This window comes from Cyclobacterium jeungdonense, from assembly GCF_010994275.1.
Lineage (GTDB): Bacteria > Bacteroidota > Bacteroidia > Cytophagales > Cyclobacteriaceae > Cyclobacterium > Cyclobacterium jeungdonense.
Map to the genome: position 1 here is coordinate 25,958 of NZ_WMCD01000002.1, position 25,474 is coordinate 51,431.

Below are 25,474 nucleotides of genomic sequence, written 5' to 3' on the forward strand. Positions count from 1 at the left end.
TAAGGGGGGGGTTAAACTTTATTTTTAGAATCAAGGATTATGGTCACCGGACCATCATTTACAAGGGATACCTGCATGTTGGCTCCAAATACACCCGTTTCTATAGATTTACCCAATTGCTTAGTCATTTCTCTTATACATGTTTCATACAAGGGAACGGCTATATCTGGTTTGGCTGCCTTGATGTAGGAGGGCCTGTTTCCCTTTTTGGTACTGGCATGAAGCGTAAACTGACTGATAAGCAATACCTCCCCTTCACTATCCAGGATACTATTATTCATCACACCTTCCGAATCAGCAAAAATACGCATCTGAATCGCCTTCCGGCAGATCCATTCTATGTCTTCCCTTCCATCTGCGTCCTCAATTCCCAGTAAAATTACTAGCCCTGCCCCAATAGCCGCTTTCTCATTTCCCGCTATCCATACAGCGGCCTGGGACACTCTCTGTAAAACTGCGACCATACCTTCATTGAGTCATTGTGTGCATTTCGGAGGAAGGGATGGTTTCGTATCCGGCTACATCTTCTCCACTATCTTTGATCACCATTGCCTTGGCAACCTGGTAACCGTATATGGGTTTGTATTTTTTCAAAATCCCTAAAAATGTTAGGCCTTTCATCAGAATCTTTCCTACTTCCTCCCCAATTCGGTTTTCATTTCGGTCACCTAGCAAAAGAGAGGGTTGAAAAATACCAACATAGGTGAAGTCTATTCTTTTTAGGTCATCTTCTACTTCTCCCTTTACTTTATTATAAAAAACCGAGGATCCCGAATCAGCTCCAATGGCGCTCACGTAGAAAAAACGACTGGCACCAGTTCTCAACGCCATTCGGGCAAATCCAATTACAAAGTCATGGTCTACCTGATAAAATTTTTCCTTTGAGCCTGCAGCCTTAATGGTCGTCCCCAAGGCACAAAATGCAGAAAGTTGCACAGACTCTGTTTCAAGGCTTCTAATCAGGGGCTGAAAGTCCCCTCCCCTGTTTTGAAGGCGGATTTCTTCTATAACATTCAGCTGGTCCAACCCGCCAAAATCTACCTTTATTTGAACCAATTTGGGGTGCTTTAGGGCAAGGTCTCTTCTTCCAAATGAAATGACCCAGTCGTAGGCGGAGTTTTGGAATAACTGGTGAAGCAATTGCACCCCTACCAAACCGGACGAACCGGAAACCAATGCGACCCTGCTCATATCTGCCGATCGTTTTCCCATTCCAGAAAGCGCTCAATATCGGATTGAAGACTCTTAAAAATGGCTAGTAGTACGGTAACGTCGTCCACATATCCAATGACTGGTATAAAATCCGGCACTAGATCTGTGGGCAGGGCGAAATAAAAGAGCCCCAAAACCAACAACCCCAGGGAGCGGCTCGAAAGACCGTTATACTGTTTATTGAGGTGTGCCCGTATCATCCTGATGAATACTTCTACCTGGTATTTTACCTGTGCAAAGGTGGGGTTTTGCGAAAGCTCCTTCCATTTAACGCTGGCTTTATCCAGCAACACACGTAATTTTCGCTCCGTGCTCGCAATATGCATCGCCCGGTTAAGGTAAATTGCTTTTGCCCTTTCAAAGAAGCCTTGCTCTTGGGTGGATTTTTGCATAATAATGTATACGATTTGTACGAGTATTAGTAATACACGCGGATTTCATCCTTGATTCTCTTTAATGCCAGGCCAATGATATCCTTTTCTTGCTCTAATGCAAACTGGAAAATTTTTTTTGCCAGTTCCAGGCTCTTTTCGTTCCCATCTACTTGTTGGTACGACCTGTTGATTAGGGAAAGTGTCTGTTCTATGGCTGTTCGGACAGATTCCCAGGTATCATCCGAAAAATAAACCTGTTGGGAAAGGTTATGATTGAATTCATTTCTGACTTCTTCAACCAGTCTGCTGTGCAACTCTCCTGCTGTAAATCCGGGTTCGTTTATTCTGCGTACCAGATTGTTTGGAGAGATTCGCTCCATCAGCAGGCACAACCTTTCCCCTGCCTGTAATCGAAGGGGGAGTAAAAGTTCCGTGTTTTTTGTTTTTATATCTAGCCATTTCATTTCTTTTTCCTTCTTCAAAAATGATACCGCAATGATAAACATACCATAGATTACCAATCCGGCAGGAAGGACAATACTCAATATTTGTATCAGGTATTCCATCGAACGCTGTTTTAAATCACAATATCCAAAATATTGTCAATTTATGCTATGTCCGAAGGCTTTTCTCTGGTAATTTTGAACCATTCCTAAAAGTATGACCTTTTCTGAACATGCGGATACCCATTAACATTACATCCCGGGCACTTAATGAGATCAAAAATATCATCACCAATAAGAATATTCCTGAAAACTATTCTTTACGGGTAGGTGTAAAAGGCGGTGGCTGTGGAGGTGTATCCTATGCACTGGGTTTTGACCAGAGCCGGGAAGGAGATCAACAATTCGAAATGGAGGGAGTTTCTGTTTTGATAGAAAAAAAACATGTCATGTTTCTGATGGGCATGCAGATAGATTTTCATGAGAGCAACGAGGCCCGTGGATTCGTATTTACCAATCCTGACATACCAAAAAGGCATGATGCCTGACCTGAATGGATAGAGGCTCCCCGCCTTCAAGCGAGTCCCTCAAAACCATATTGGGCCTGAGCCCAGAAGGCATCCAAGGCAATTATTCGGGGTTTTAAAAAAGAAATAATTTCAGGCCAATCGTCTTTATTCAGTACATTTACCCCAAGCAGACACTTTTCCACCTTGTGACCTGTATTTGCCGTTTCTTCTTCGTTGGAAGGACGCCAGGTCCAGGATTCTTCAAGTTGGATCTCCAGCAATTTTCGAAATGAGATGAGCTGTTCAAAAAGCAATTCTCCGATACCAGGGTCCGGATGCCGGATTTCTATCCCTATGCATGCTCTATCCCTCTCCGCAGACATGCGGAAATAGATATGGCGTATTCCGGTTTTATAATTTTTCCAATTAACAGGAGTCCCTTCGGCGGAGGGTACCGGCTTCATATATCCGCCGAATGCGGTCCAGAATTCCTGCTTTAGCTTGCTGACCTCGTTTCTGGTGTACATGTAATTTCATTGGTAGTCCTGTGGATAATTCACTTCCACCACCGAATAGTTAACCACTCCCCCAAGAGCCGGATTGTGTTTTTTTATGATCACGGAGATCTGTGTGGTGTCTGGATACACTTTTAATATATCCTGAATCATCAAGTGAGCAAGGTGCTCCAATAATTTTACCGGAACCTGCATGTGACCTTTGGCGATCTGGTAGAGTTTATAATAATCCACGGTTTTTTTCAGGTCATCATGAAGCATTGCCTGTCTAAAATCCGTTGCCACATGCAGGTCTACTGTGAAACGGTTGCCCAATTTTTTTTCCTCCGAAAAAACACCATGATAGGCGTGAAATTCGATGCCCTCCAACGATACCTTACCCATCAATCAAACTGGTCAAAAAATGATCCGGATTGTTTTTTTTCGGATTTACCTTCCGGCTCGTTTTTTTCCTGAACGGAGTCTTCCTGCTGATTTGGTGTTTCAGAATGGGCGTCCATAGGTTTTTCCGCGGAATTATTGGTATTTTGATCTTCTGGTGGATCCAACTCTTCCCTGCGGGCATCCTTCCGCACCGGCTGCTGCCAGGAATAGGTGGAAGAAGGGTTCTCTTCCTCAGCGTCGGAAGGGCTCGCCCTTTTTGTTTCCCTACTCAGAGAGGAATAATAAGATTCTTTCCGTTGCAGGTCTTTAACCATACGAGTATGTGCTCCGGCATCGATTTCACTAAAATCCTCTTGCACCGTTTTCACATTTTCCAGCGTCTCAGCTGCTGTCTTTTTAAGGTTTTTCAATAGATAATCCCTTTGGGATTGCAATTTTTCGTAATTGTCCACTAGCAATTGCACGTCTTCTTTCAGGTCTTCAATAATATTTTTGGCCTGAGATTCCGCCTGATCCACCACGTTTCGTGCTTTGTTTTTAGATTCTGCATTGAGTGCATCTGCATTCATCTGGGCCTCCTTCAGGATAAGCTCAGCTGTTTTATTGGCTTGTTCGATGATACTGGCACCAGTATCTTCAGCAGTTTTGAGGGTTTTAAAAAGGGACTGCTCTACCTCTCGCAACTTGGAAGCTTCTTTTTCGGCCTGTTCGTATTTGACTTTCAGTGCATTTTTTTCCTCTATCAGTTTTTCCCATTCCTGCGAAAGGTAATTCATAAATGCCGCTACTTCCTCTTTGTCATAGCCTCTGAAATTTTTTTCAAAGGTCTTTTGGCGGATATCCAGGGGTGTAATTTTCATCTTGTTTTTTTTAAATCCACGGAATTAATGGCGGATTTTATTGGCTTATGTGTATATCCCAAACCGATATGGTTTTATCATCGCTTATTGCAACCACCTGATCCTTGTAGTCCGTCCAGATTACTTTATTAATCGAGGTTCCATGACCTGCATGCCTGGCCTTATCGATTACTTTTAGCAATTTAAATTCGGACGCATCCCAGAGTTTGATCGATTTGTCCATGCTACAAGTTACAAAATACCTTCCGTCTTTACGAAAAGACAGGTAATTGATGGCATACATATGTGCTGCCACACTGGACAGCTGGCTAAAATCAGAGGTATCCCAAAATTTGAGCACGGCATCCCTTCCCCCGCTGATCAAGGTTTTCCCATTCGGCGAATAATTCAATGCAAACACCGAATTGCTGTGTCCCTCCAGCTTGGCCACCGGCCTCCATCCCTCCCATTCAAACACCTTTACCTGATGATCACTGGCACCCACGCTGAACTGGCGCCGAAGCGGGTCCACAGATAATACCCGTAAGGATTTTTCACTGATTTTCAAATGCTTTAGTAGGGAACGGGCTTCAATATCCAAAACGACCAGAACACCATCCCCGGTGGCAACCAAAAGCATGTCATCTACCACCTTTAAATCAAAAATGGCATTGGAGGTGACTTTCAGAGACCAGACCTCTTTATTGTTTGTTAGATCAATGGCATGAACACCCTCAAAATTATGGCCAACAAAGAGCAAATTTCGCTTTTTGTCGATAGCAAGAGCGTAAACCGAATGGGGCAGCTTTGCCAGTAAAACTCCATCCTTTGGCTCCCGGAGATCCCAGGCTACCACCATGCCATCTCCCGAACCGGTGTAAAAATGCTCCGGAGATACCCCTCCGGATAGGGCATACACAGAGTGGTTGTGACCTCGTAATGTGTTGAGTTTATTTACTTGAATTTTTGGCATATATTGCATCATACTTTCACCACCCAGCTCATTTTGAGTAACCATGTTAACAAAAATAGAAAAAATTAGTCCTTTATCTGCTTTTGCTGTCAACAATATTCATGAATCCAATACCCTTCCAATGGACTTTTTAAGCTTTCGTGAAAAACTTTCCCTGGCAAATATTGGCCACCTACGTAAAAAAATGGAATGGAAAGGAGCGAGGCTGGCCATAAAAGCTGCCCTGGAAAGCATTCAACTTCCTTATCCTGGTTTTTACAAAGACTCCCATGGAAAATCCCACACCATGGATGGTTACGGCTTTGTTTCACTTACTCATCATGGCGATTTGGCAGCAGCCATCTTTCACAAAGAAATGCCGGTAGGAATAGATCTGGAAAGAGTGCGGGAAAAAACCGTGCCCCTCGGAAGAAAATACCTGGACCCTAAAGAAATGGACTTTTTAGGCGATGATCCTTACCTGTATTCCCTAGCCTGGTCTGTAAAAGAAACCATTTTTAAATGTCAGGGCAGGAAAGGAATCAGTCTCCGGCAAAATATTCTGCTGCAGCCCTTCACTAAATCAGAAACGGTGATTAAAGGGAAAATATACGGAACCGATTTTGCGGACCACCACTATTCAGTAAAGGTCATCTCCGAAAATGATATCATTCTTACGTATACCGTCTGGTGATTTTTTTTATCTTTGTTTAATAAAAGATTTGTTCCATGCGACGTTTTGGATGTTTTCTGGTGTGTTTTTTTTGGTTATCCCTGGTATGGGGACAGAGAATTGGTGCCATAGAACTGGTAGATGCCTTTACGGGACAGTCGGTATCCATCTCGGATCAGGGGCCAGATGTTACCATGGTATTTATAGTCACCAGTTTGAATTGCCCCTATGCGAAACTGTATGAAGAAAGAATTCTAGACTTGCATCAGCAGTATTCAGGTAGTAATGTTTTTTTTGCTCTTGTTAATCCTCATTCCTGGATGGAAGAAGAAAATCAGGACCACATGCAGCAACTAACCTGGGCTCAAGATGCAGGCATTCCCTTCCTCATGGACAACGAGCAGGAATTTACCCGACAAACAGGTGCTAGAAAAATCCCCGAAGCCATTGTCATTTCCTCAGGACCAACTGGCTATTCTATCGCCTATCAGGGTGCCATTGACAACAATGCCCAATCCCCTGCCAGCGTTTCGGTTCGATACCTGGACAATGCAATCCAAGATATTTTGTCTCGAAAAAGACCCGGTCCCGCCGTGACACGGGCCGTGGGCTGCAACATCCGAACGATCCACTAATCCTTATCGAGAATTTCAAGCAACTCTTTTATCTCCTTGCTTTTATCGACCTCCCCAATTTTGTCAAAGGCAAAAACCAGGTTTCGCAGGGTTCTGCGGATGATATCCGTGTTCTCACAAGGCTCGTAATAAGCTGGCTGAGGTTCCAGTTTAAGGTGCTCCAGGTAATTGTTAATATCTTGCCGGGTAAAAATAAGCCCCTTATTAAAGGCGTTGATATAAAATTTAAATTTTCCGGACTTATAGGTAAGTACAAATAGGTTTGGCAGGTTGACGCCGTATATCGGCAGACCTAGTTTCCTGGCCACCAATAAATAAACGGAACAGAGGCTGATGGGATTTCCCTTTTTGGTTTCTAAAACCGTTTTGATCATGCTGTTTCCAGGGCTGTGGAAATTCTTCGTATTCGCTGAAAACTTCAGGTCATTGAATAACACATTATTGATCAACTTGATTTTATCATAGACTGAAAGCTCGTTTTTAAAATTGGTCCAAACCTGAAAATAAATTTGCTGCATGATGGCATTTAACTGCTCAAACTCCAATTCCGGATACAAATAAGTGTTGATAATCCACAGCCCTTCAAGTAATTCTTTTTCCTCTGAATTTTTCCAACTTGCGAGGCGTTGCCGAAGCAGGTTTAGCTGCAGCTCGTGAACCAATTCTTCAATTTCCTTTTGCAACTCGGGATTGAACGAGCTTTCCCATTTGTCTTCAAGAAAGGGAATCACATCATTTCCCAGCGAAATAATTTTTCCCCTGACATGATCCTTGATTTCCTGATCTGTATCATCCAATAAGGAAACCAGCGCATTTAATTCCTTGTCTGTTAGCTGACTGTCCATTAAGTAAATTGCTTCTTAAATTACTACCCCAATGTACCAATTTTTCTCCATTTCTCCTTGGATCTGGCCTCATAGCTGGCCTGATTCCTTTCCGTGCTTAAAGGGATTCAATCTCTTCTTTATACGCTTTGATTGCACGAAATATGCCGGAGGCAACGTAGGTTTGACCGCTTTTACTGTTTAGGTAGCGTTCCTCACTACTGTTGGAAAGAAAACCCGTTTCTACCAAAACACTGGGCATACTGGTGGTCCACAACACATAAAAGGGCGCTTGCTTTACTCCCCGGGAGTGTCGATTAACACGGGTGGAAAAGTCGGTTTCAATTTTCTCGGCCAGGGATAAACTATTGGAAAAGTACGCTTTTTGCATCAGGTTAAACATCATGTAGGACTCAGGTGACTGGGGATCAAAACCCTCGTAATTTTCCTGATAATCGTCCTCCAACAAGATCACGGCATTCTCCCGTTTGACAATTTCAAAATTGCCGTTGAAGTTTTTGTTACCCATAACAAACGTTTCCGTGCCATGGACCCGGGAAGAAGAGGTGGCATTGCAATGGATGGAGATAAAAAGATCAGCCCTGTTTCGGTTGGCAATGTTGGCCCGCTCTTTTAATTCGATAAATTTATCCGTAGTGCGGGTATAAATCACTTCTACTTCCGGCAATAATTCTTCGACATAGCCACCAACTTTCAGAGCCAGGGCCAGGACCACATCTTTTTCCCGGGAAACGTTCCCAATTGTACCCGGATCTTTTCCGCCATGCCCTGCGTCAATGACGATTGTTCGAAGTTTAAATTCCGTTTTTTTCTCTCCTGCCGTAGTGTTAGCGGAAAAAACAAAGGCCACAGAGAGCAAAGAAATTAAAAGAATATTTTTCAACCTGGTTCGTTTCATAAACGTTAATAACCTTAACTTTACGCAAAATTTAGAAATTTTTAAAGCAAACAGAAATTATTGGTGCATTATCTTACCCGCGCTTTTCTTTCCATAGGTATGCTTACGCTTTTTGGGCAGGCAGTGTTTGGTCAGGAAACCGAGAAAAGCAGATCTGGTGAATTAGATTTAGCTGCACCGGATAGCCTGATACGACCTGCAGTAGAACCAGATACGCTACTTCCTTCGCTACCCGATAGTGTCCTTCAAATATCCCCTGAAGAACTAGATGCTGCCATTCAGGAAGAAATTGGTGACATAGCAACAACAATCAATTATTACGCCGAAGACAGTATTGTTTCGGATTTTGCGCAAAACAAGGTCTTTTTGTACAAACAAGCCTGGTTTGAATACGGCAATATCCGTCTGGATGCAGATTACATCATCATCGACTGGGAAAATTCAGAGTTGTTTGCCTCCGGTCTGGAAGACAGTACCGGAGTGGTACAGGGGACTCCCGTCTTTAAAGAAGGAAACAGCATCTACGAGATCCGAAAACAGATGCGTTATAATTTCGAAAGTCAAAAAGCCATCATATCCGATGTGGTGACCCAACAAGATGAAGGACTGCTTCGGGGAGAAACCGTAAAGAAAACCAAAGACGGATCCGTCTACCTGAGCAATGGTTTTTACACGACCTGCGACCTGGTCGAACCTCACTGGCACATTTCCTCTTCCAAAATCAAGTCAGTCAGGGGAAAGCACATTATTTCCGGTCCTTTCAATCTCTACTTCAACAACATTCCGACTCCCTTGGGACTTCCTTTCGGAGTCATACCAGATACGCCGGAAGAACAAACCTCCGGCATCATTTTCCCTTCCTACGGAGAAGAGCAGCGACGTGGCTTTTTCCTTAGGGATTTTGGGTATTATTTTGCTTTCAACGATTATATACATACCCGGGTGACAGGGGAGATTTTCTCCAAAGGAGGATATGGATTGAAAACGGCTTCCGTTTACAATAAACGGTATCGATTCAGAGGGGGACTAAATATCGACTACCAAAAATTCCAAAGTCCCGAAACAGCCGAGCAACCCCTGGAATACGATGCCTTTTGGTTTCGGTGGAACCACAACCCGGAAACCAGAGGGAATTCCCGCTTCTCTGCCGCTGCTAACTTTGGAACAAAATCCTACAATAATAATATTCTCAATCCGGGTAATTTTCAGCAAACCCAGCAGTCTGATTTTTCTTCCAATATTTCTTATAGCAAAACTTTTTCCGGCACCCCCTTTAGCATGTCTGCCAACCTCAGGCATTCCCAAAATCAGGTTACTGACGAAGTAAACCTCCTGCTTCCTGACGTGGCAGTAAACATGAACCGGCAAAACCCTTTTCGAAACATTCGGTTTGAACCGCTGAAGACCCTGAATATTGCATGGAATTTCAATGCCCAAAACTCCATCAACAATCGGATCACCCCGGAATTGGGAGTGGACCCTGACCTACAGCAACAATTTGAAGAGCTGGGACAGCCCACCGCTCCGGATGTACTGCCCTTTACTTTCGCCAATCTCCCTCAGTTGCTCCGAGATGCGGACAATGGCTTCCGGCATACGGTACCCATTTCCTCCAATTTCAGCCTTTTTCGTTTCTTCACGGGAACTGCCTCCATGAATTTTACCGAAATCTGGTACCTGGACCGCATCAATTATTACTACAACCCTGCAGAAGAACGGCTAGACCGTATTCTGGAAAACGGGTTCAATCGGATCAATTACTACAATTCCTCGTTTAACCTGGCTACCAATATATATGGTTTCTACACCTTTAAGGAAGGTTCAAAAATCGAGGCCATCCGACACCACATTCAGCCTACCTTTGGATTTACCAGCACACCGGACTTTTCGGATCCCAAATACGGATACTACCAGGAAGTACAAATCAATAGCAGTGGCCGGATGCAACGGCTTTCCCGCTACCAGGGCTTTATCTACGGCGGAGCACCCATGGGTGAATCCAAAGCCTTGAGTATCAATATTCGAAACCAGGTGGAAGCCAAAGTTAGAACCGAAAGCGACACGGCAGAAGCCGAAACCAAAAAAATACCGATTCTTCAGACTTTAAACGTATCTACTAGTTATAATTTTGCGGTGGACTCCTTCAACCTGGCGCCCTTGAACTTCAACACCCGAACCTCTCTTTTTGACAAAAAATTATCCGTTAACCTGAGCGCCAATTTTGACCCCTACGCCACCCGGACCTTTACGAATGGTGAATCTAAGGTAACACGCCGAATCAGTGAATATGCCTGGAATAATGGACAGGGGCTGGGAACCATCCGTAGGGCTTCCCTGAATATAAATGGCAGCCTCAATCCCAGCAAAACAGAACAGTCGCCTGGAGAGGTGCGTGACGAACTCACCAATGAATTTCTGAATCAGGGAGGACAAATGAATGATTTTGTGGAAAACGAAATCAATCGGATCGCTAATGATCCCAGTCAATACATTGACTGGTCCATTCCCTGGAACATGAACTTCAGCTATAACCTCAGCTATAACAAAGCCCCCTCCGGTACATCGAATATCACGCAAGCTGTAAATATTTCGGGTGACCTGAGTCTATCCGATAAATGGAAAATCAATTTCAATTCCGGATACGATGTGGCGGCTGCCAGGATTACCCAAACCATGATCGGTATTGCCAGAGACCTGCATTGCTGGCAAATGAACGTCAACTGGGTGCCTTTTGGTAGGTTTACTTCCTACAACATTGATATCAGGGTAAAATCCAACATTTTGAGAGATCTAAAAGTATCCCGAAGAAGGTCCTTTTTTGATAATTTCTAAAAAGCCAACTACGGAAATGTTCTTCTGTGGAAGGAGGGCATTCATCGGTTGGTTGCCGGAGAATGGTAATATTGACCAAATCAAACTTAAATTTCCCGAGATCATCACTGGAAATCGATTCCTGCTTTTTCAGAAGTACCGATATTCATCCCGATGGAAGACTTGTAGAAAAAGAATCTTTCAAAGATAGTCTTCAAATTTGATCTATCAGCTTATCATCAATAGGATAGAAAGTACACGCACCGCAGTTTGACGGATCCCAACAAGAAGTCTTAACCCACAGGAATTCTACTAATGGGCATACTCATGCACCTGGGGCCACCCAAACCTCGGGATAGCTCTGAGGAGGGCATTTCAAACACCTCCACACCAAATTCGCGTAGAGCGCGGTTGGTATGCTTGTTTCGATTGTAAGAAATTACTTTTCCGGGTGCTATGGTAAAAACATTGGCCCCATCGAACCACTGCTCCCTGAGCGCATATTCCTGATTTACCTTATCCGTCCCAATAATCTCTAGCCCGGGTATTTCTCTTTTCAAAATTTCACGTAAGGGATCTTTGACATGTTGTCGCTTGATATGCACCTCGTTTCCTCCGTCCTCCTTTCGGGTATAAAGTAATATCCGCTGCACCGATTGAATGGCGTCAGGATAGGTCAACACTTTGTTTTGGTCCAGAATGGTAAATACGGTATCCAGGTGCATAAAATTACGTTTTTTGGGAAGGTGAACCTCATAGACACGCTCAACACTCCCAGAAGCAATTAGATTTTTAGCCACGTGGTAAATGGCCTTTTCTTCTGTCCTTTCGGAACATCCTATTGCTACTGCCTTTTCATTTAATATAATTATGTCTCCACCCTCCAACGAAGCGGGGCTATTGTGTGAATTTGGAGGATAACTTTTCTTAATTTTGTCCCTGAACAGGGGATGATTTTCAAAAATCATCCGAACCATATTTGCTTCCCGCTGTCGTTCGGGCAGCTTCATGGAAGAAAAAAGGACACAACCAGGTACGATAGCAGCGGTATCTCGCTGAAAATACAAATTAGGACAAGGGGGGATTAAAAAGGCCACATCCAGCAGGTCTGCAAGAGATTGGTTGCCTAGTTTACCTCTTACTTCACGTACCTTAATACCGGATATCAACGCCCGGGCACAGTCAGAAACCGAAAGAACTCCCAACAAGTCTGCTGTGAGGTGTTCCAGTCGTGAGGCAGTCAGGGCCTCACGCATTAATAGCTGTAACAGTTCCTGTTGACCCAGGATCTCGCCTAACAAATCTTCGAAAAAATAAATCGTTGCCCCGCAACTTTCATGAATCAGACGGGTAAACACATCGTGCTCCCGTTGCATCTCTTCCAGATAGGGAACGTCTTCAAACAACAGCAACTTTTTATTATAGGGAGTCAGTCTGTCTATCTCGTTTCCAGGCCGGTGTACCAAAACCTCACTAAGGGTCTGGTATTCTGAGTCAATGGTCAAATGCATATTAATAAATCTACAAAAAAAATAGGGATGATTCTATCAATCTGAAAAAAATACCCCAGAATTAATCCTTTAAATCCAAAATATCTCTGATTTTATTAGCTTCTTTCATTTCCTGATTTAATCCTTTTTCGTCTCCATCCGCAATGAGCTGACGGAAAAGAGAAAGGTGATGGATGTAACTATCCAATGCTTCCAATACATTTTTCTTGTTTTCAAAAAAAATGGGCGCCCACATATCGGGAGAACTCTTGGCCAGGCGCACGGTAGAAGCAAAACCACTGCCTGCCATGTCAAAAATGTTTTTTTCGTCCTTCGTTTTGTCCAATACAGTTTTACCCAATACAAATGAAGAAATGTGGGAAAGATGAGAAACGAAAGCCAGGTGCAGGTCGTGATCCACCGGGTCCATAAACCGAAGTTTCATGTTCACTGCTTCGAAAACTTCATACGCCAAGCCCTTTAGGTGTACATCTGTTTTATCCATTTCGCAGATGATCAACACCTTACCGTCAAACAAATTGACTTCGGCGGCCTTTGGACCGGAATTTTCAGTCCCTGCAATGGGGTGAACTGCCAGGTACTGTGCTCTCTTGGGATGGCTGCTCATCTTCTGGCAAAGTTCATCCTTCGTAGAACCAAAATCCAATACCAGGGTACCGGGCCCCACCTGAGCCAATGTTTTGTCAATCAGGGAATACAACGTATCTACTGGAGTAGCAACTACCACAAGGGAAGTATCTGCGTCAGGAGTTTCGAGCTTTTTACCAATCAAACCCATTTCAAAGGCGGTATTCAGGTGTTCTGGATTTTGGTCAAATCCTGTCAGTTCCCATCCAGGAAGTGCTTTCTTTACTGCCAGGGCGAAAGATCCTCCTAATAACCCAAGACCTATAATGTGTACTTTTTTCATCTGTTTATAATTTTTTTTCAGCGGTCAGAAAGCCTGTCCTGATGTTTAATCGGGAGAATCTCGCATGATTAATAATCAGCCCACTGTGTGACGTTTTCGTCATGCTCGATTTCATATTGCTTCTAATTTGCAAGTCTATTCAATGCTTCTTTTATCTTTTCTTCATTAACGCAGAGAGAAAACCGTACATAATCCGCTCCCCTGCTTCCGAAAATCTCTCCCGGAGTAATGAAAATATCTTTTTCGTACAATAGCTGGTCCACCAAATCCAGTGCAGAAACGGACGCTGGAACTTTTGCCCAAACAAACATGCCGGCACCTTCCTGCTGTACCTTCAGACGCAAAAGACCTGCCATTTCCAAAACCAGTGATTTTCTGGTTTCGTAAATGGCATTCATGGAGTTAATCCAAGCCTCGTCCAGATTTAAAGCGGCAATAGCCCCTTCCTGAATTCCCAGAAACATACCAGAATCCATGTTGCTTTTGACACGCAATACGGCTTGCAGGTAATCCTGCCTTCCTGCCAGCATGCCTACGCGCCAACCGGGAATATTGAAGGTTTTACTCAACGAATTTAACTCTATGGTCTGATCTTTAGCTCCGGGTAATTCCAAAATGCTGGTGGGCTGATCATTTAGAATAAAACTATATGGATTGTCGTGAACCAGCAGAATGGAATTTCGTTTAGCAAAATTAAGAAGTTTACCAAAAAGTTCCCGGCTACCACTTGCCCCAGTTGGCATGTGGGGATAATTGACCCACATAAGCTTTACTCTGGTCAAATCCATGTTTTCCAGTGCTTCCCAATCGGGTTCCCATTGGCTTTCCTCCAGCAGGTCAAAATATACTGGAGTAGCATTTAGAAGCCTGGTTACGGAAGTATAGGTAGGATATCCAGGATTGGGCACCAATACCTCATCTCCCTCATTCAAAAAAGCCATGGAAATATGCATGATGCCTTCTTTTGAACCCATTAACGGGAGAATTTCAGATTGCGGGTCCAGTAAAACATCGTAATTCCTGGAATAAAATTCCGCCATGGCCTTTCTCAATCTGGGAATTCCCTGATAGGATTGGTAACCATGAGCTTCCGGCAGATCGGCCGTCTGCTTGAGGGCCTTGATCACCCGCGGGTCCGGAGGTAAATCGGGACTTCCGATCCCCATATTGATAATAGGCTTGCCAGCTTCCCGTAGCTGATGTACTTCCTTGAGCTTTTTGGAAAAGTAATATTCATGAACCTCTCCAAGCCGGTCCGAAAATCCCTTCATCATTTTCTGTTTTGGTATTCGCCTAAAATTTTAACTGCCCCGTACTTTGCCTCTATCTGTTTCATTGCCTCTCCAAATTGTTTTTCATCAGCAATGAGGGTATCTATAAAGAAGGTGTACTCCCAGGGCTTACTCATGACAGGAATAGACTGGATTTTGGTCAAGTCCAAATCGAATTCACTCATCACGGTGAGCAATTTAGCCAGAACACCTTTTTCATTTCGAACGGTGATTTTCAGGCTAGCCTTGGTAGGCGGCATTTTAAGAATCGGTTTTTCCTTTGACAAAATAATGAATCGAGTGAAATTGTTGGCCACGGTTTGTATATCACGGGCCAATATCTCCAACCCATAAAATTCTGCCGCTTTGGTACTGGCTACGGCAGCCAAACCCTTGATTTTTTGTTCGGCGATTACCTTGGCAACATAAGCGGTGTCCACATCATCTACCGCTTTGATTTCGGGATGTTGGGCAAAAAAATGCTTGCATTGCAAAAGAGCCATGGGGTGAGACCGTGCTTCCCGGATTGTTGCCAATTCTTGCCCGGGAAGAGCCATGAGATTATGAGAAATCGGCAGGTAATGCTCGTCCACCACATATAAGGCATGCCGGTCAATAATATCGTAATTTGGTAGAATAGCTCCTGCAATGGAATTTTCTATGGCCATTACCGCATAGTCTACGATTCCCTCTTCCACACTTCTGGCAACCTCTTCGAAGGTATGAAAGCCAAATACTTCCAGCTGCTCGCCAAAATACTGTTGGGCAACCTGATGATGGAAGGAACCCAACACTCCCTGAATGGCTACTTTAACTGTTTTTTCCAAAACCTATTGTTTTTTAAATATAAAATAAACTGCAAATACCAAAAAAAGAAAGCCTACTAAATGATTTCACCTGAAAGTTTCATTTTTAAAAAACTGAAAGGTAAAGCCCATGAATACCAGCAGGGTAATCACTTCTTGCAGCACTTTTAGCTCCATCAGGTTAAAGGGGCCTCCGTTTCCCTTATACCCTATTCTATTGGCCGGAACCTGAAAGAAGTATTCAAAAAGGGAAATCCCACAGCTAATCAGCACTATAGAAATAAGCCCCAGATTTTCAAACTATTTTAATTCCTTAAACTTAAGGTGTCCATACCAAGCCATGGTCATAAAAGCGTTGGAAAGCACCAGCAATAATATGGTATACACAGCCCCTTGATATTTCGCCCAATGATCCAATCTATTTCACAAATATGGGCTGTATACCCAGCAATTGGCAATGTTTCCAAAAACTCGGGTAGGATTTGTTTACCACCTCCGGATCTTCAATTGTCAACCTTGTCCTTGTCATCAGTGGCATAAATGCCATGGCCATCCGGTGATCGTCATAGGTATGTATATTCACGGATTCCGGTATTTCCTGAGCAGGCACCAGCGTAAACACCCCTGACTTCCTTTCTTCCATTTTAGCACCAATTTTTGCCAGTTCTTGTTGCAAGGCATAAATTCGGTCCGTCTCTTTGATCCTCAAACTCTCCAATCCCAAAAAATCAGAGGTTTGCCCTGTCAGCGCGCAGGTCACGGCCACGGTTTGGGCCAGGTCTGGGCAATGGGTAAAATCAAACGATGGCAAGCCCCACACCTCTGTTTTTTGTAGTCGAACGCCTCCCGGTTCAAAGGTGCTTTTAACTCCCAAATGCTCCATAATTTCCACAATTCGGGCGTCTCCCTGAAGACTATCCGCTTTCAATCCTTCCAAAAACAGCTCCCCAGACTCGGCGACAGCTAACAGGCTAAACCAATAGCTAGCTCCCGACCAATCGCTTTCAACCGAAAAGGTAGTCGCCCGGTATTGTTGAGGGACAATCTGAATCCGGTTGCCTTCAAATGAATACTCTACCCCAAATGCTTTCATCAGCTCCAGCGTCATGGTGATGTAGGTCACCGAGCCCACCTTTCCTGTCAGGTTCAGTATCAACCCTTGGGGAAGCAAGGGAGCATTCATTAGCAAAGCCGATATATACTGGCTGCTCACATCCCCTCGAATACTGATTTCATTCGCCTTTTGCCCTTTAAAACCCTTGATTCGCAAAGGGGGATATCCCTCCTCTCCAGTGTATTCGATTTCAGCCCCAATTTCACGCAACGCATCCACTAATATACCAATGGGACGCTCACACATTCTGGGGGTACCGGTTAGGGTCTTTTTTTTGTTGTTGAGCGCTGCATAGGCCGTTAAGAATCGCATGGTGGTACCTGCATCCAACACATCGTATACTTCGGGATCTATCTGCAGCAATCGAATCATGGTCTGGGTATCTCTGGCCTCGGCCAGATTGGAAAGGTTGTTTTTTCCATGCGTCAAGGCATCAATGATCAACACCCGGTTGCTTTCACTTTTGGAAGATGGCAGGGGGATTCGGGTTTTTCCGAACGCTTTTGTTAAGGGTAGTTCTATCGTATTCATTTATGAAATGCGGTCTGGTAAGGACAATCAATTAAACGATTGATTCCTGGATCTTCAATCGTCCAAACTATTGTAATACTCCAATGCTTCAATTACGGCTTCCCGGCCTACAACAATATTGAAATCGCAGGTGCCGATTTTTTTTAACAAGGAAAAATTTAATGATTCTCCATCGTTTTTCTTATCCTGAAAACAGCGCTTGATAATCGCATCAAAGTCTGCGTCTGCAATGGAAATTTTCCCATAAATCGCCAACAACTTTTGCTCGATGCTTTCCAGATCCGCCTGTGGCATGCGTAAAAATTTGTGGGATAAAAACGCTTCGGTCAGCATGCCAATAGCAATGGCTTCACCGTGCAACAAATGATAAGGCGTATCCAGGTAATGGGATTCAATGGCATGACCAATGGTATGCCCAAAATTGAGAATCTTTCTTAACCCCTCTTCCTTGGGATCCTTGTCCACAACCTCTCGTTTGATCCCCACAGACACGGAAATAATGTCTTTCCACTTCTGGTTTTGCCAATTTTCAGCTTTCAGACTTTGAAAGTAATTTTCATTTCGAATCAGCCCGTGTTTGATCACTTCTGCATATCCGGAACGTAACTCCGCCTCGGGTAGGGTTTGCAAAAATTCATCACTAATCAATACCCCTTCCGGTTGATTGAAAATACCGATGTGGTTTTTAAACCCATTGAAATCAATGCCGAGTTTTCCTCCGACACTGGCATCCACCTGGGAAAGTAGGGTGGTAGGAATATTGACAAAGCGGATACCTCTCTTATAGGTGCTGGCGCAAAAGCCTCCCATATCTCCAGCCACCCCGCCGCCAATGTTGACTATCAGAGATTTCCGATCCAGATTAGTCTCTGTCATCCATTGCCAGATACCCTGACAGCTGTCCAGATTTTTATGCTTTTCCCCCGCCTCAAACGCATACATGGAATGCGCAGGGAGGTCATCAGATAGAATAGGGTAACAATGGTTGATGGTTTGGCTGTCCATGATCAACCCTAGTTTGGAATATTTTTTGGTACTTAGGTAGCGCTGTAAATCTTGCGCAATGTTGGAAGAAAATATAATTGTTTCCAAGGCTGGTTTTTTTGGTAAAGATAAAAAATTAAACCCGTTTTATTTTCCGAAAATTTGTACATCAAGCTTTCAGGCTGATTCGGATACACCTATCGTATATTGCCGAACTACTCGAAAAAGCCAAATACACCTCTTTCCCTCAAAATAAAACGGGTTTAACCGTTAAACAGACTTTCCGGAAGGAAGTCCTTCCCTGAGTTTCTTCTCTTGCCTTTTTACGGATTCTTCGTGAATGCAATAAAGTAACTCCTTCATAAATTTCTCGCTTAGGTTTTTGCCCATTCCCTTCTGAGTTCTGGAATCCATTACCTGCTTCCAGCGATCTGCCTGAAATACGGTCAGGTTATGCTCCCGTTTGTGAGCTCCAATCTGATCAATAATGGAAAAACGCTCCGCCAGCAAATCCAATAGCTGATCATCCAAATGGTCAACGGCATTTCTCAGGTCCTGAAGCTTTTCGGAGGGATGTTCCGTCTCAAGGGTATGTTTGAAATCAATCTGATCAAGAATTTCTCTCAATTGACGTGGGGTAACCTGCTGCTTGGCATCACTCCAAGCATTATCCGGGTCGTGATGCGTTTCAATCATTAATCCATCCAGTCCAAAGTTAATGGCTCTCTGAGCGGTTTCCAGAATTCCTGCTCTGTTTCCTACAATATGACTAGGGTCATTAATTACCTGCATCCCTTTCCATAATCTTTTCAGGTGAATGGGCATGGACCAGTTGGGCTTGTTACGGAATTTTTTGTCGTAAGCATCGCTGAAACCCCTATGGATCGCTGCCAGCTTATTAACCCCAACGGCTTGTAGTCTTTCCAACGCTCCTCTCCAAAGCTCCAAGTCTGGATTCATGGGGTTTTTTACCATTACCGGAATGTCAACACCTTTCAAGGCATCGGCGATTTCCTGTACAGCAAAGGGGTTAACGGTAGTCCTGGCGCCAATCCAAAGGATATCGACTCCGTGCTTCAATGCGGATTCCACGTGAGCTGCATTTCCCACTTCTGTGGTGATGGGAATATTGAGGTGATGACGGACAATTTCCATCCATTTCAACCCGTCTTCGCCAATTCCTTCGAAACTTCCTGGTCTGGTTCTGGGTTTCCAAATTCCCGCCCGGAATACATGCGGAACTGCGTTGGCTTCTTTCATGTCCAAACAAACCTTTTCGATTTGCTCAGGTGTTTCTGCACTGCAGGGTCCGGCGATGATTAGGTGCTCCTTGTCCAGGCCCAGGCCCCAGTCTTTCGTTTGTAAGTGATTTTCCATTTTTGAGTTTTGGTTAATAAAAAAGCCCGAATCTCTCGAATCGGGCTTTAAGTTTGTTTATCTTTAGTTATAGTTTTTCAAGACAATACGCAGCTCCGATTCGGCCATGGGGTCGAAAGTAAAAGTAAAAAAAGCTAAAATAGGTAGCCGCAAATTTTTTCATGCGTCAAATGTAATCTTTCCCAATTTAAAAATCAAACAGTTATTCTTTTTTTTTAACGCCAATACTTCAATTTTAAGCTGCTGCTTTCCTAGCCCAAACTTTGGCCCCATTTTTATTTCCGTAAAAGTAAGTAATACAAGCTTTTGAAATGGGTCCCAGAAACCTCCAACGCCCCTTTTCCGGTAATCAGTTGCTTATCAGTTACCCGGCCATCGTGATCTAAAATTTGAATATAAAAATCCCGCCCCTTAGGCAAGCCCAGTCTGAGATCTACCGGCTCCAGTAATAAGGGAGAAGTGCCTTTTGCCTCTAATACATCCCCCGATGCACTGTATTCCATGCCAGTATTTCTGGCTCGGGCGACCGTAGTCAACAAGATACTATCTGCTTCCTGAAGGTCTTTATTTGCGTGCAGGCTGGTAAGTAGAATCACGGCAAACTCGTTGGGGGATTCAATGGTCCAACCTTCCAGTGATACAGCGTTATCCGGCATAATTCCAACCAGTCCCTTGCTCCCCGGACTATCTATCGTAAAATAACCTCTATCGAAATTCCAGGCCAACTCCCCCGTTACAGATAACAGCATTTTTTGGAGATTATCCCTATAAGGCGATAAATCTGGGAGTTGCGTATCCTCCGGTTCATCAGTAAATTCCAGAGGCACTTTTCCTATGGCCAGGGAAGCAGGAGAAAGGGATCCCGAAAAACGTTTATCATCATAACCCTGCGCTACTTTTTCCACAAAACCCGGGATTTCATTTTCAAACGAACCAACATGCACTTTCCTACTTCCCAGTACTGGACTCTCCTGAAGATCCCCGCGATACACCATCCGGGATAGTGCTGGATACAAACCCATATGAAGCGGGCTGGTAGCGTTGTATACTCCGTGATTTGCGGATTCCAAAAGCGGAGAAAACCGGGGAATATCCACGGCAAAGGAAAAAGAAGCATCCCATCCCTGTAAACCCATGCCATAGGCCGCCACAATGGGTGCCGCTTCTGCTGTCCATTGATTAGGCACCAAACTCATCCACTCGGAAAAGGAAAAAGGCCGGTCGCGGACCTGCTGCATGCCAGTGGACAACAGGCCGGAACCGGGATTTTTCAGCATGGAAGTGTTTTTAACCGGACCGGTTGCTAACTGGTGCCCTCCAGCACCTCCACCAAAATAGTTGTGCCGGTCAATCATCCCAACCAAATAATCAGCATGCAAATTATAGAGATGGGAAATTCCGGACCCAGCTTGCCAGCAGGAGCCCACAATTACTCCCTTATAGCCCGTCTCCCTAACCGCCTTCTCAAACTTCCGGTAATAGGCCACTTGCTGTTCGTATAAAAACCGCATTTTGTCGGTTACATGCACGGGCATGTGTTGTCCTCTTTCTAAGGCGACTTCATATTCCTTGCTGAAAAAACCATGGTTGGGTTGAGGATAAATGTTCTGCTGTTCCAAGGATTCATTTTCGGGAATCGTTGTGCTCCCCCAGGCTTTTTCCAGTTGCTCCTGTGTACCGTATTTTGCTTGTAGCCATTGGGAAAATTGCCTGCATAGCAATGCCCTGTAAGTGGGAGCCTGTTCCAGGGATCTTTCAATGGCACTCCAAAAAATATTATCCTCATTCTGAAATTCCACAAAGGCCAAAGCGGGATCCTCCGCATACCGCAGGCCGGTATAAGGGTTGGAACGGTTCAGCATGTTTACGGTCAGAGCAATGTTCAACTCCTGCAGATCCGGAGCAAAATTTACCAGGCTGGAAGTACTTCCGTTTAGATGCGACCAGGGGTAGCTCAGGTTTTTCACTTCCTGGTAGGCAAGCAGGCTACTGCTATCTCCGGGTAATACCCGGTGACCGTAAATGGCTGACCAGCCCGTGTAGATGCCGTTTTCCTTTAACCGTGCGTGAAAATAATCCAGACGTCCAAATTTCTCAGGCTGAGGAATTACAGAATATTCCTCATCAGTCGCATTCCAGGTAAATTTGTGAAATCGAACCGCGTTGACTCCATATTTGGCAAGAAAATTAGTAAATTCATTTGCCGCTTCCCGGCTAGGAAAAGCATTACTACCGTTGATGTTGGTTCCCCAAAATTTAATAGGCTGACCGTTTTCAAAGACCAGTTGCTCCTTTTCCACCTGAACGAAACCGTGTCTGCCTGCTGGAGCATCCAACCAGCTTTGCATGCCAATAACCCCTGATGCATGGGTGTTTTCGGGCAAAAAAGGAAACCAATCCGACTCACTAATTGTCTGTTTGTATCCCCAGGACAGATGAATGAATGTCCCTAAACCCAGCAGGCCTAAAACGAAAAATACTTTTGTCGAATAGTACTTTTTCATCTGATTATATTTTTTTTTCAGCGGTAAGATGGAGTCTCGCATGATTGATAACCATCCCACTGTGTGACGTTCTCGTCATGCTCGATTTCGTGTTCCTTTACCAGTTATAATCCAAGCGAAACCTATCTCACTTTTGATTTAAAGGCAATCCTAATTCGGAAAACAAACCATCACCTTACTTTTCGTCGCGCATCATTTTCAAAAAAACCGCCAGTGGGCTTGCTACTGAGGTAAGGTAAACGGGATTTTGTGTATAGCCATCAGGGTTAAAACACTCATATGGTGCTCCAAAAGCGGCACCCTTTCGGAAATCATTTTCCTTCAACTCAGTTATGTATTCACTCACCAGTTTCCTGGCCGCTCCCGGGTTGACCTGATAAATGGCATGGACTACCCAACTAACTGGCGTTCCCCAGTAAGCTCCGTTTTGGTACTGATTTTTGGGAGCCATCGATTTTTCCCATACCCTGTCGGAATCAAAATCATGATCGGTAAGGACATGCCGAATATTTCCCCGATAACTCAAGGTACCGTTTTCATAAGCCTCCGCCAAAGCACGGCAGGCAGTATCTCTGGCTTCTCCCTGTAAAACCCCTTCGTATACGGCCAGGGCTGTTCCCCACACATCGGGCTGATTGCTACTTCCGGTGGAAGCTTTTAACAGGCCACTCGCATCATGAAAAACCTCTGGAACTGCCTCCTGAATGGTTTTCGCTATCTGGGAATAGTTGCTGCTCATTGCTTCATTTCCCGTTCGGTCGAAAATATTCGCCAATTGTTTTGCGGCCCTGAATTTTAAAACAGAGGGATACAGCAAGTCTCCCGTCATCTGGATGGCATCTCTGAATCCAAAATCGACACCCCGGAAATGAACTGTACAATAAACCAGTTGATTTTCTTGTCTTGAAGGAGACACATGAAAGGCCATCAGCAAACGGTCCATCAGGCTCTTGCCCTCGATCTTTTCCTCGAGTACTCCTTCCTCTTTCCCGTATTCTATCAGGTGATGGGCCATGTGAATGAAGAAAAAAGCATCCCCAAAAGGCGGTAGGCTTCCCCATTCTTTGGTACCCTGCAATTCATAGCTGTAGGTACCCGGAAAATAGATCGGTAACCCGTCGTCGATTCGGATATGGTCGGGTATGGAACCTAGTGGAATTAAACTCCCTCCACTCGTTATCCAGCTCTGATCTGCCTGCGCTGCGGCTGTTAGCAAAAACATGTGTTCTTTTTCCTCCAGGGAAATCATTCCGGTTTCCAAAGCCATGGCGTAATCTCTTATCCAAAAAGAGGGATAGGCATCTCTACCTCCAGGCCGGATCAAGGTGCCTCCAGTTCCGTTTGCACCGAAATCATCCGACACCACCTGGTTTGGGTAAATTCTGGATTGCTCCAGCACATCCCTGGTCATTATCGCTAAAAAATCCAGGTCTGCTTGCGAAATAACAGCACCATCATGATTCGGCTGTGCCGATACACTGCCTGAAAATGAAGGGCACAGCAATACGATAAAAATGAAAATCGTAACCCTGATAAAATCCGATGGGAACCATCGTTCGGTGTCTGCCTTTTTGAGGAAAAGTTCCATTTCTGTCAAGGCTTCCTTTTTTCTGTGATCAATCCAAATTTCCGTGTCAGCTGCCGGATATTTTCTACTTTTCGAAATCGCAATGCAGACCAGTCCTGATCGATGGCTACTTGCCTGACTGGCTCCATCCCCCAATCACCGAGTAGCTCCCATCCGCTGTCCCTGTTATAATCCGAACGATAGGTTTTAGAGTTACTCTTAGGGTAGGCTACCCAAAAAATAGCATCGGATGTCAATTTGGAAAGGATTGTCCGAACGTTGGCTTCCATTTCAGCTTTTGTTTTCCCAAAAACCAAGGCAAATTCGATAACCTCTTCTTTCTGACCATCAGAGGTTTGGGTAAGTGCTTTTATGGCCTCTATGTGTTGTTTAAACGATTCTGGAGCATCAACCAACACCACCTTTTCTTGTGATTTGAAATTCAGTTTTTTAAAAATCGGATCCATAGTAGAAGCAATATCAGACTAAATTTACTAATAATCCAATAAAATATCCGGGGCTAATCAAAAGGATTGGATGAATTTGAAAACACAAATCCCTGTTCCTAGCCGTTTTTTTGGTATCTTTGCCGCCTATAAATGGAAAAAAAAACCGACTTTTCTTTTGATAATCTAGAGACTGCCTTTGCGCATCTTTCGGACAAGGAACTGAAAAAAACTCAGAGCTTGTTTCGCTTAATGCATTATCCTCTATTGGTGAAATCTGGTCTTTGGCTGAGCAAAATGGCCTTTACTTTGGGTTTGCCGGTGAAAGGGTTTGTCAAAAAAACAGTATTCCATCAGTTTTGCGGAGGTGAGACCATTGCTTCCTGTCGACCTATCATAGCATTGCTGGACAAGTTTGGGGTGAAGTCCGTACTGGACTACTCGGTAGAAGGAAAAAAGGAAGAAGAAAGATTAATTGCCGCAACTGAAGAGATCAAACGAACCATAGCGGAAGCAGGAAAGAACGCCCACCTCGCTTTTGCCGTTTTCAAGGTTTCGGGAATCGCTGACACGGAACTATTGCAGAAGGTACAGGAGCAAAAGCAACTATCAGAAGCTGAAAAAGAATCCTTCGCCGCTGCCAGGGGCAGGTTTATGGGCCTATGCGATACTGCTGCTCAACGAAGCGTCCGGCTATTGGTAGATGGGGAGGAAAGTTGGTTTCAGGAAATAATCGACCAGTGGGTCGAGGAAGCCATGAGGCAGTACAACAAGGATAAGCCCATCGTATTCAACACCTTCCAGATGTATCGAAAGGACATGTTGCGCAGACTCAGAGACGCGCGACACGACGCGGTGGCCCAGGGGTATTTCCTGGGAGCCAAACTGGTAAGGGGCGCCTACATGGAAAACGAAAGGGCGAATGCCAAAGACAGAGGGGAGGAGGATCCCATCCATCCAACCAAAGAGGCCACGGACAACGCTTACAATGAAGCTCTTAAGTTTTGCATCGACAATAAACAGCGAATTTCTTTGGTCAGCGGTTCGCATAATGAATGGAGCAATACTTTGCTGGCGGAATTGGTCGATCTACACGGACTTTCCCGATCAGATGAACGAATCTACTTCTCACAACTGTTCGGGATGAGTGATCCTATCTCCTTTAACCTGGCCAAAGCAGGCTTTAATGTAGTTAAATACCTGCCTTACGGTCCAATAAAAGAAGTACTTCCTTACCTGGCCCGAAGAGTAGAAGAAAATTCGGGAATATCCGGACAAGCCAGCAGGGAACTGCAACGAATAAATCAAGAATTGCGCAGGCGAAAAAGCCTGCCTAAACTTCCAAAAATAGCATAACCATCTT

General features: G+C 44.4%; 25 protein-coding genes and 1 pseudogene. 5 read left to right on the forward strand and 21 right to left on the reverse strand.

Annotated features, from left to right (window positions below):
• Positions 1 to 11 precede the first annotated feature (11 nt).
• Genes dtd through GKS34_RS05150 form a run of 4 tightly spaced genes read right to left on the reverse strand, consistent with a single transcriptional unit; the run spans position 12 to position 2,152 of the window.
• Entirely contained in the window at positions 12 to 464 is a 453-nt protein-coding gene (gene dtd / locus GKS34_RS05135; protein ID WP_163383767.1) for a D-aminoacyl-tRNA deacylase, read from the reverse strand.
• Between the two features lie 4 nt (positions 465 to 468).
• The gene (locus tag GKS34_RS05140; protein WP_240459206.1) at positions 469 to 1,212 is read right to left on the reverse strand and encodes a Rossmann-fold NAD(P)-binding domain-containing protein; all 744 of its coding nucleotides are present in this window, start codon (positions 1,210 to 1,212) and stop codon (positions 469 to 471) included.
• Positions 1,188 to 1,604, reverse strand: a complete 417-nt coding sequence (locus GKS34_RS05145) for a YkvA family protein (RefSeq protein ID WP_163383768.1) — start codon at positions 1,602 to 1,604, stop codon at positions 1,188 to 1,190. The genes GKS34_RS05140 and GKS34_RS05145 overlap by 25 nt, the downstream gene beginning before the upstream one ends.
• A 26-nt stretch (positions 1,605 to 1,630) precedes the next feature.
• Positions 1,631 to 2,152, reverse strand: coding sequence for a DUF7935 family protein (locus GKS34_RS05150; protein ID WP_163383769.1), 522 nt, complete (start codon positions 2,150 to 2,152; stop codon positions 1,631 to 1,633).
• A gap of 110 nt (positions 2,153 to 2,262) precedes the next feature.
• Between GKS34_RS05150 and GKS34_RS05155 the strand changes: the two genes are divergently transcribed.
• The gene (locus tag GKS34_RS05155) at positions 2,263 to 2,577 is read left to right on the forward strand and encodes a HesB/IscA family protein (RefSeq protein WP_163383770.1); all 315 of its coding nucleotides are present in this window, start codon (positions 2,263 to 2,265) and stop codon (positions 2,575 to 2,577) included.
• Positions 2,578 to 2,603: 26 nt separating this feature from the next.
• Here GKS34_RS05155 and GKS34_RS05160 read toward each other — a convergent pair whose 3' ends face one another.
• The 4 genes from GKS34_RS05160 to GKS34_RS05175 are packed head-to-tail and all read right to left on the reverse strand — an operon-like array spanning position 2,604 to position 5,249.
• Positions 2,604 to 3,065: a DUF4268 domain-containing protein gene (locus tag GKS34_RS05160; RefSeq protein ID WP_163383771.1), complete on the reverse strand. Its 462-nt coding sequence runs from the start codon at positions 3,063 to 3,065 to the stop codon at positions 2,604 to 2,606.
• A 6-nt stretch (positions 3,066 to 3,071) separates the two neighbouring features.
• Positions 3,072 to 3,437, reverse strand: a complete 366-nt coding sequence (gene folB / locus GKS34_RS05165; protein ID WP_163383772.1) for a dihydroneopterin aldolase — start codon at positions 3,435 to 3,437, stop codon at positions 3,072 to 3,074.
• The gene (locus tag GKS34_RS05170; RefSeq protein ID WP_163383773.1) at positions 3,437 to 4,297 is read right to left on the reverse strand and encodes a DivIVA domain-containing protein; all 861 of its coding nucleotides are present in this window, start codon (positions 4,295 to 4,297) and stop codon (positions 3,437 to 3,439) included. Before GKS34_RS05170 ends, folB begins: the two co-directional genes overlap by 1 nt.
• A gap of 37 nt (positions 4,298 to 4,334) precedes the next feature.
• Entirely contained in the window at positions 4,335 to 5,249 is a 915-nt protein-coding gene (locus GKS34_RS05175; protein ID WP_163383774.1) for a WD40 repeat domain-containing protein, read from the reverse strand.
• Positions 5,250 to 5,292: 43 nt separating this feature from the next.
• Here GKS34_RS05175 and GKS34_RS05180 point away from each other — a divergent pair, with 43 nt between their 5' ends.
• Both GKS34_RS05180 and GKS34_RS05185 read left to right on the forward strand, forming a co-directional pair.
• Positions 5,293 to 5,922 carry a 4'-phosphopantetheinyl transferase family protein gene (locus GKS34_RS05180; RefSeq protein ID WP_163383775.1) on the forward strand — a complete coding sequence of 210 codons (630 nt, stop codon included), beginning with the start codon at positions 5,293 to 5,295 and terminating at the stop codon, positions 5,920 to 5,922.
• A 35-nt stretch (positions 5,923 to 5,957) separates the two neighbouring features.
• Positions 5,958 to 6,536 (forward strand): redoxin domain-containing protein, encoded by a 579-nt coding sequence (locus GKS34_RS05185; RefSeq protein ID WP_163383776.1) that lies wholly within the window; start codon positions 5,958 to 5,960, stop codon positions 6,534 to 6,536.
• On the opposite strand, the gene GKS34_RS05190 is transcribed toward GKS34_RS05185, so the two are convergent.
• Entirely contained in the window at positions 6,533 to 7,381 is an 849-nt protein-coding gene (locus GKS34_RS05190; RefSeq protein ID WP_163383777.1) for a transglutaminase-like domain-containing protein, read from the reverse strand. The genes GKS34_RS05185 and GKS34_RS05190 overlap by 4 nt on opposite strands.
• A gap of 97 nt (positions 7,382 to 7,478) precedes the next feature.
• Entirely contained in the window at positions 7,479 to 8,279 is an 801-nt protein-coding gene (locus GKS34_RS05195; RefSeq protein WP_163383778.1) for an N-acetylmuramoyl-L-alanine amidase family protein, read from the reverse strand.
• 99 nt (positions 8,280 to 8,378) lie between these two features.
• On the opposite strand from GKS34_RS05195, the gene GKS34_RS05200 reads away from it, so the two are divergent.
• On the forward strand, positions 8,379 to 11,111 hold the full coding sequence (locus GKS34_RS05200; RefSeq protein ID WP_163384195.1) for a putative LPS assembly protein LptD: 2,733 nt from the start codon (positions 8,379 to 8,381) through the stop codon (positions 11,109 to 11,111).
• Positions 11,112 to 11,383: 272 nt separating this feature from the next.
• Here the strand turns inward: GKS34_RS05200 and GKS34_RS05205 are convergent, their stop codons facing one another.
• The 11 genes and pseudogenes from GKS34_RS05205 to GKS34_RS05255 form a co-directional block, all read right to left on the reverse strand.
• Positions 11,384 to 12,601 (reverse strand): arginine deiminase, encoded by a 1,218-nt coding sequence (locus tag GKS34_RS05205; RefSeq protein ID WP_163383779.1) that lies wholly within the window; start codon positions 12,599 to 12,601, stop codon positions 11,384 to 11,386.
• 61 nt (positions 12,602 to 12,662) lie between these two features.
• Positions 12,663 to 13,511, reverse strand: coding sequence for a prephenate dehydrogenase (locus GKS34_RS05210; protein ID WP_163383780.1), 849 nt, complete (start codon positions 13,509 to 13,511; stop codon positions 12,663 to 12,665).
• Positions 13,512 to 13,633: 122 nt separating this feature from the next.
• Positions 13,634 to 14,782 carry a pyridoxal phosphate-dependent aminotransferase gene (locus tag GKS34_RS05215; protein WP_163384196.1) on the reverse strand — a complete coding sequence of 383 codons (1,149 nt, stop codon included), beginning with the start codon at positions 14,780 to 14,782 and terminating at the stop codon, positions 13,634 to 13,636.
• The gene (locus tag GKS34_RS05220) at positions 14,782 to 15,609 is read right to left on the reverse strand and encodes a prephenate dehydratase (RefSeq protein WP_163383781.1); all 828 of its coding nucleotides are present in this window, start codon (positions 15,607 to 15,609) and stop codon (positions 14,782 to 14,784) included. Before GKS34_RS05220 ends, GKS34_RS05215 begins: the two co-directional genes overlap by 1 nt.
• Before the next feature lie 66 nt (positions 15,610 to 15,675).
• Positions 15,676 to 15,975: pseudogene (locus GKS34_RS05225) on the reverse strand (DMT family protein).
• A gap of 31 nt (positions 15,976 to 16,006) precedes the next feature.
• On the reverse strand, positions 16,007 to 17,233 hold the full coding sequence (locus GKS34_RS05230) for a 3-phosphoshikimate 1-carboxyvinyltransferase (protein ID WP_163383782.1): 1,227 nt from the start codon (positions 17,231 to 17,233) through the stop codon (positions 16,007 to 16,009).
• Between the two features lie 54 nt (positions 17,234 to 17,287).
• Positions 17,288 to 18,325 carry a 3-dehydroquinate synthase gene (gene aroB / locus GKS34_RS05235; RefSeq protein ID WP_163383783.1) on the reverse strand — a complete coding sequence of 346 codons (1,038 nt, stop codon included), beginning with the start codon at positions 18,323 to 18,325 and terminating at the stop codon, positions 17,288 to 17,290.
• 162 nt (positions 18,326 to 18,487) lie between these two features.
• Positions 18,488 to 19,594 carry a chorismate mutase gene (locus tag GKS34_RS05240; protein WP_163383784.1) on the reverse strand — a complete coding sequence of 369 codons (1,107 nt, stop codon included), beginning with the start codon at positions 19,592 to 19,594 and terminating at the stop codon, positions 18,488 to 18,490.
• A 275-nt stretch (positions 19,595 to 19,869) separates the two neighbouring features.
• A complete protein-coding gene (locus tag GKS34_RS05245) occupies positions 19,870 to 22,098 on the reverse strand; it encodes an alpha-amylase family protein (RefSeq protein ID WP_163383785.1) in 2,229 nt (742 codons plus the stop codon).
• Between the two features lie 175 nt (positions 22,099 to 22,273).
• Positions 22,274 to 23,686, reverse strand: coding sequence for a hypothetical protein (locus tag GKS34_RS05250; protein WP_163383786.1), 1,413 nt, complete (start codon positions 23,684 to 23,686; stop codon positions 22,274 to 22,276).
• 5 nt (positions 23,687 to 23,691) lie between these two features.
• Positions 23,692 to 24,132: a hypothetical protein gene (locus GKS34_RS05255; RefSeq protein WP_163383787.1), complete on the reverse strand. Its 441-nt coding sequence runs from the start codon at positions 24,130 to 24,132 to the stop codon at positions 23,692 to 23,694.
• 132 nt (positions 24,133 to 24,264) lie between these two features.
• Between GKS34_RS05255 and GKS34_RS05260 the strand changes: the two genes are divergently transcribed.
• The gene (locus tag GKS34_RS05260; protein ID WP_163383788.1) at positions 24,265 to 25,467 is read left to right on the forward strand and encodes a proline dehydrogenase family protein; all 1,203 of its coding nucleotides are present in this window, start codon (positions 24,265 to 24,267) and stop codon (positions 25,465 to 25,467) included.
• Positions 25,468 to 25,474 lie beyond the last annotated feature (7 nt).

What these genes read in the sequence shown, in the direction of transcription:
- GKS34_RS05230 (WP_163383782.1), bottom strand. Translation starts at nt 17,233, where the DNA reads ATGAATACGATAGAACTACCCTTAACAAAAGCGTTCGGAAAAACCCGA.
- GKS34_RS05240 (WP_163383784.1), bottom strand. Translation starts at nt 19,594, where the DNA reads ATGGAAAATCACTTACAAACGAAAGACTGGGGCCTGGGCCTGGACAAG.
- GKS34_RS05180 (WP_163383775.1), top strand. Translation starts at nt 5,293, where the DNA reads ATGTTAACAAAAATAGAAAAAATTAGTCCTTTATCTGCTTTTGCTGTC.
- GKS34_RS05155 (WP_163383770.1), top strand. Translation starts at nt 2,263, where the DNA reads ATGCGGATACCCATTAACATTACATCCCGGGCACTTAATGAGATCAAA.
- GKS34_RS05195 (WP_163383778.1), bottom strand. Translation starts at nt 8,279, where the DNA reads ATGAAACGAACCAGGTTGAAAAATATTCTTTTAATTTCTTTGCTCTCT.
- GKS34_RS05250 (WP_163383786.1), bottom strand. Translation starts at nt 23,686, where the DNA reads ATGGAACTTTTCCTCAAAAAGGCAGACACCGAACGATGGTTCCCATCG.
- GKS34_RS05150 (WP_163383769.1), bottom strand. Translation starts at nt 2,152, where the DNA reads ATGGAATACCTGATACAAATATTGAGTATTGTCCTTCCTGCCGGATTG.
- GKS34_RS05160 (WP_163383771.1), bottom strand. Translation starts at nt 3,065, where the DNA reads ATGTACACCAGAAACGAGGTCAGCAAGCTAAAGCAGGAATTCTGGACC.
- GKS34_RS05260 (WP_163383788.1), top strand. Translation starts at nt 24,265, where the DNA reads ATGGAAAAAAAAACCGACTTTTCTTTTGATAATCTAGAGACTGCCTTT.
- GKS34_RS05145 (WP_163383768.1), bottom strand. Translation starts at nt 1,604, where the DNA reads ATGCAAAAATCCACCCAAGAGCAAGGCTTCTTTGAAAGGGCAAAAGCA.
- dtd (WP_163383767.1), bottom strand. Translation starts at nt 464, where the DNA reads ATGGTCGCAGTTTTACAGAGAGTGTCCCAGGCCGCTGTATGGATAGCG.
- GKS34_RS05215 (WP_163384196.1), bottom strand. Translation starts at nt 14,782, where the DNA reads ATGAAGGGATTTTCGGACCGGCTTGGAGAGGTTCATGAATATTACTTT.
- GKS34_RS05245 (WP_163383785.1), bottom strand. Translation starts at nt 22,098, where the DNA reads ATGAAAAAGTACTATTCGACAAAAGTATTTTTCGTTTTAGGCCTGCTG.
- GKS34_RS05205 (WP_163383779.1), bottom strand. Translation starts at nt 12,601, where the DNA reads ATGCATTTGACCATTGACTCAGAATACCAGACCCTTAGTGAGGTTTTG.
- GKS34_RS05170 (WP_163383773.1), bottom strand. Translation starts at nt 4,297, where the DNA reads ATGAAAATTACACCCCTGGATATCCGCCAAAAGACCTTTGAAAAAAAT.
- GKS34_RS05140 (WP_240459206.1), bottom strand. Translation starts at nt 1,212, where the DNA reads ATGGGAAAACGATCGGCAGATATGAGCAGGGTCGCATTGGTTTCCGGT.
- GKS34_RS05210 (WP_163383780.1), bottom strand. Translation starts at nt 13,511, where the DNA reads ATGAAAAAAGTACACATTATAGGTCTTGGGTTATTAGGAGGATCTTTC.
- GKS34_RS05185 (WP_163383776.1), top strand. Translation starts at nt 5,958, where the DNA reads ATGCGACGTTTTGGATGTTTTCTGGTGTGTTTTTTTTGGTTATCCCTG.
- GKS34_RS05200 (WP_163384195.1), top strand. Translation starts at nt 8,379, where the DNA reads ATGCTTACGCTTTTTGGGCAGGCAGTGTTTGGTCAGGAAACCGAGAAA.
- folB (WP_163383772.1), bottom strand. Translation starts at nt 3,437, where the DNA reads ATGGGTAAGGTATCGTTGGAGGGCATCGAATTTCACGCCTATCATGGT.
- GKS34_RS05255 (WP_163383787.1), bottom strand. Translation starts at nt 24,132, where the DNA reads ATGGATCCGATTTTTAAAAAACTGAATTTCAAATCACAAGAAAAGGTG.
- GKS34_RS05190 (WP_163383777.1), bottom strand. Translation starts at nt 7,381, where the DNA reads ATGGACAGTCAGCTAACAGACAAGGAATTAAATGCGCTGGTTTCCTTA.
- GKS34_RS05175 (WP_163383774.1), bottom strand. Translation starts at nt 5,249, where the DNA reads ATGCCAAAAATTCAAGTAAATAAACTCAACACATTACGAGGTCACAAC.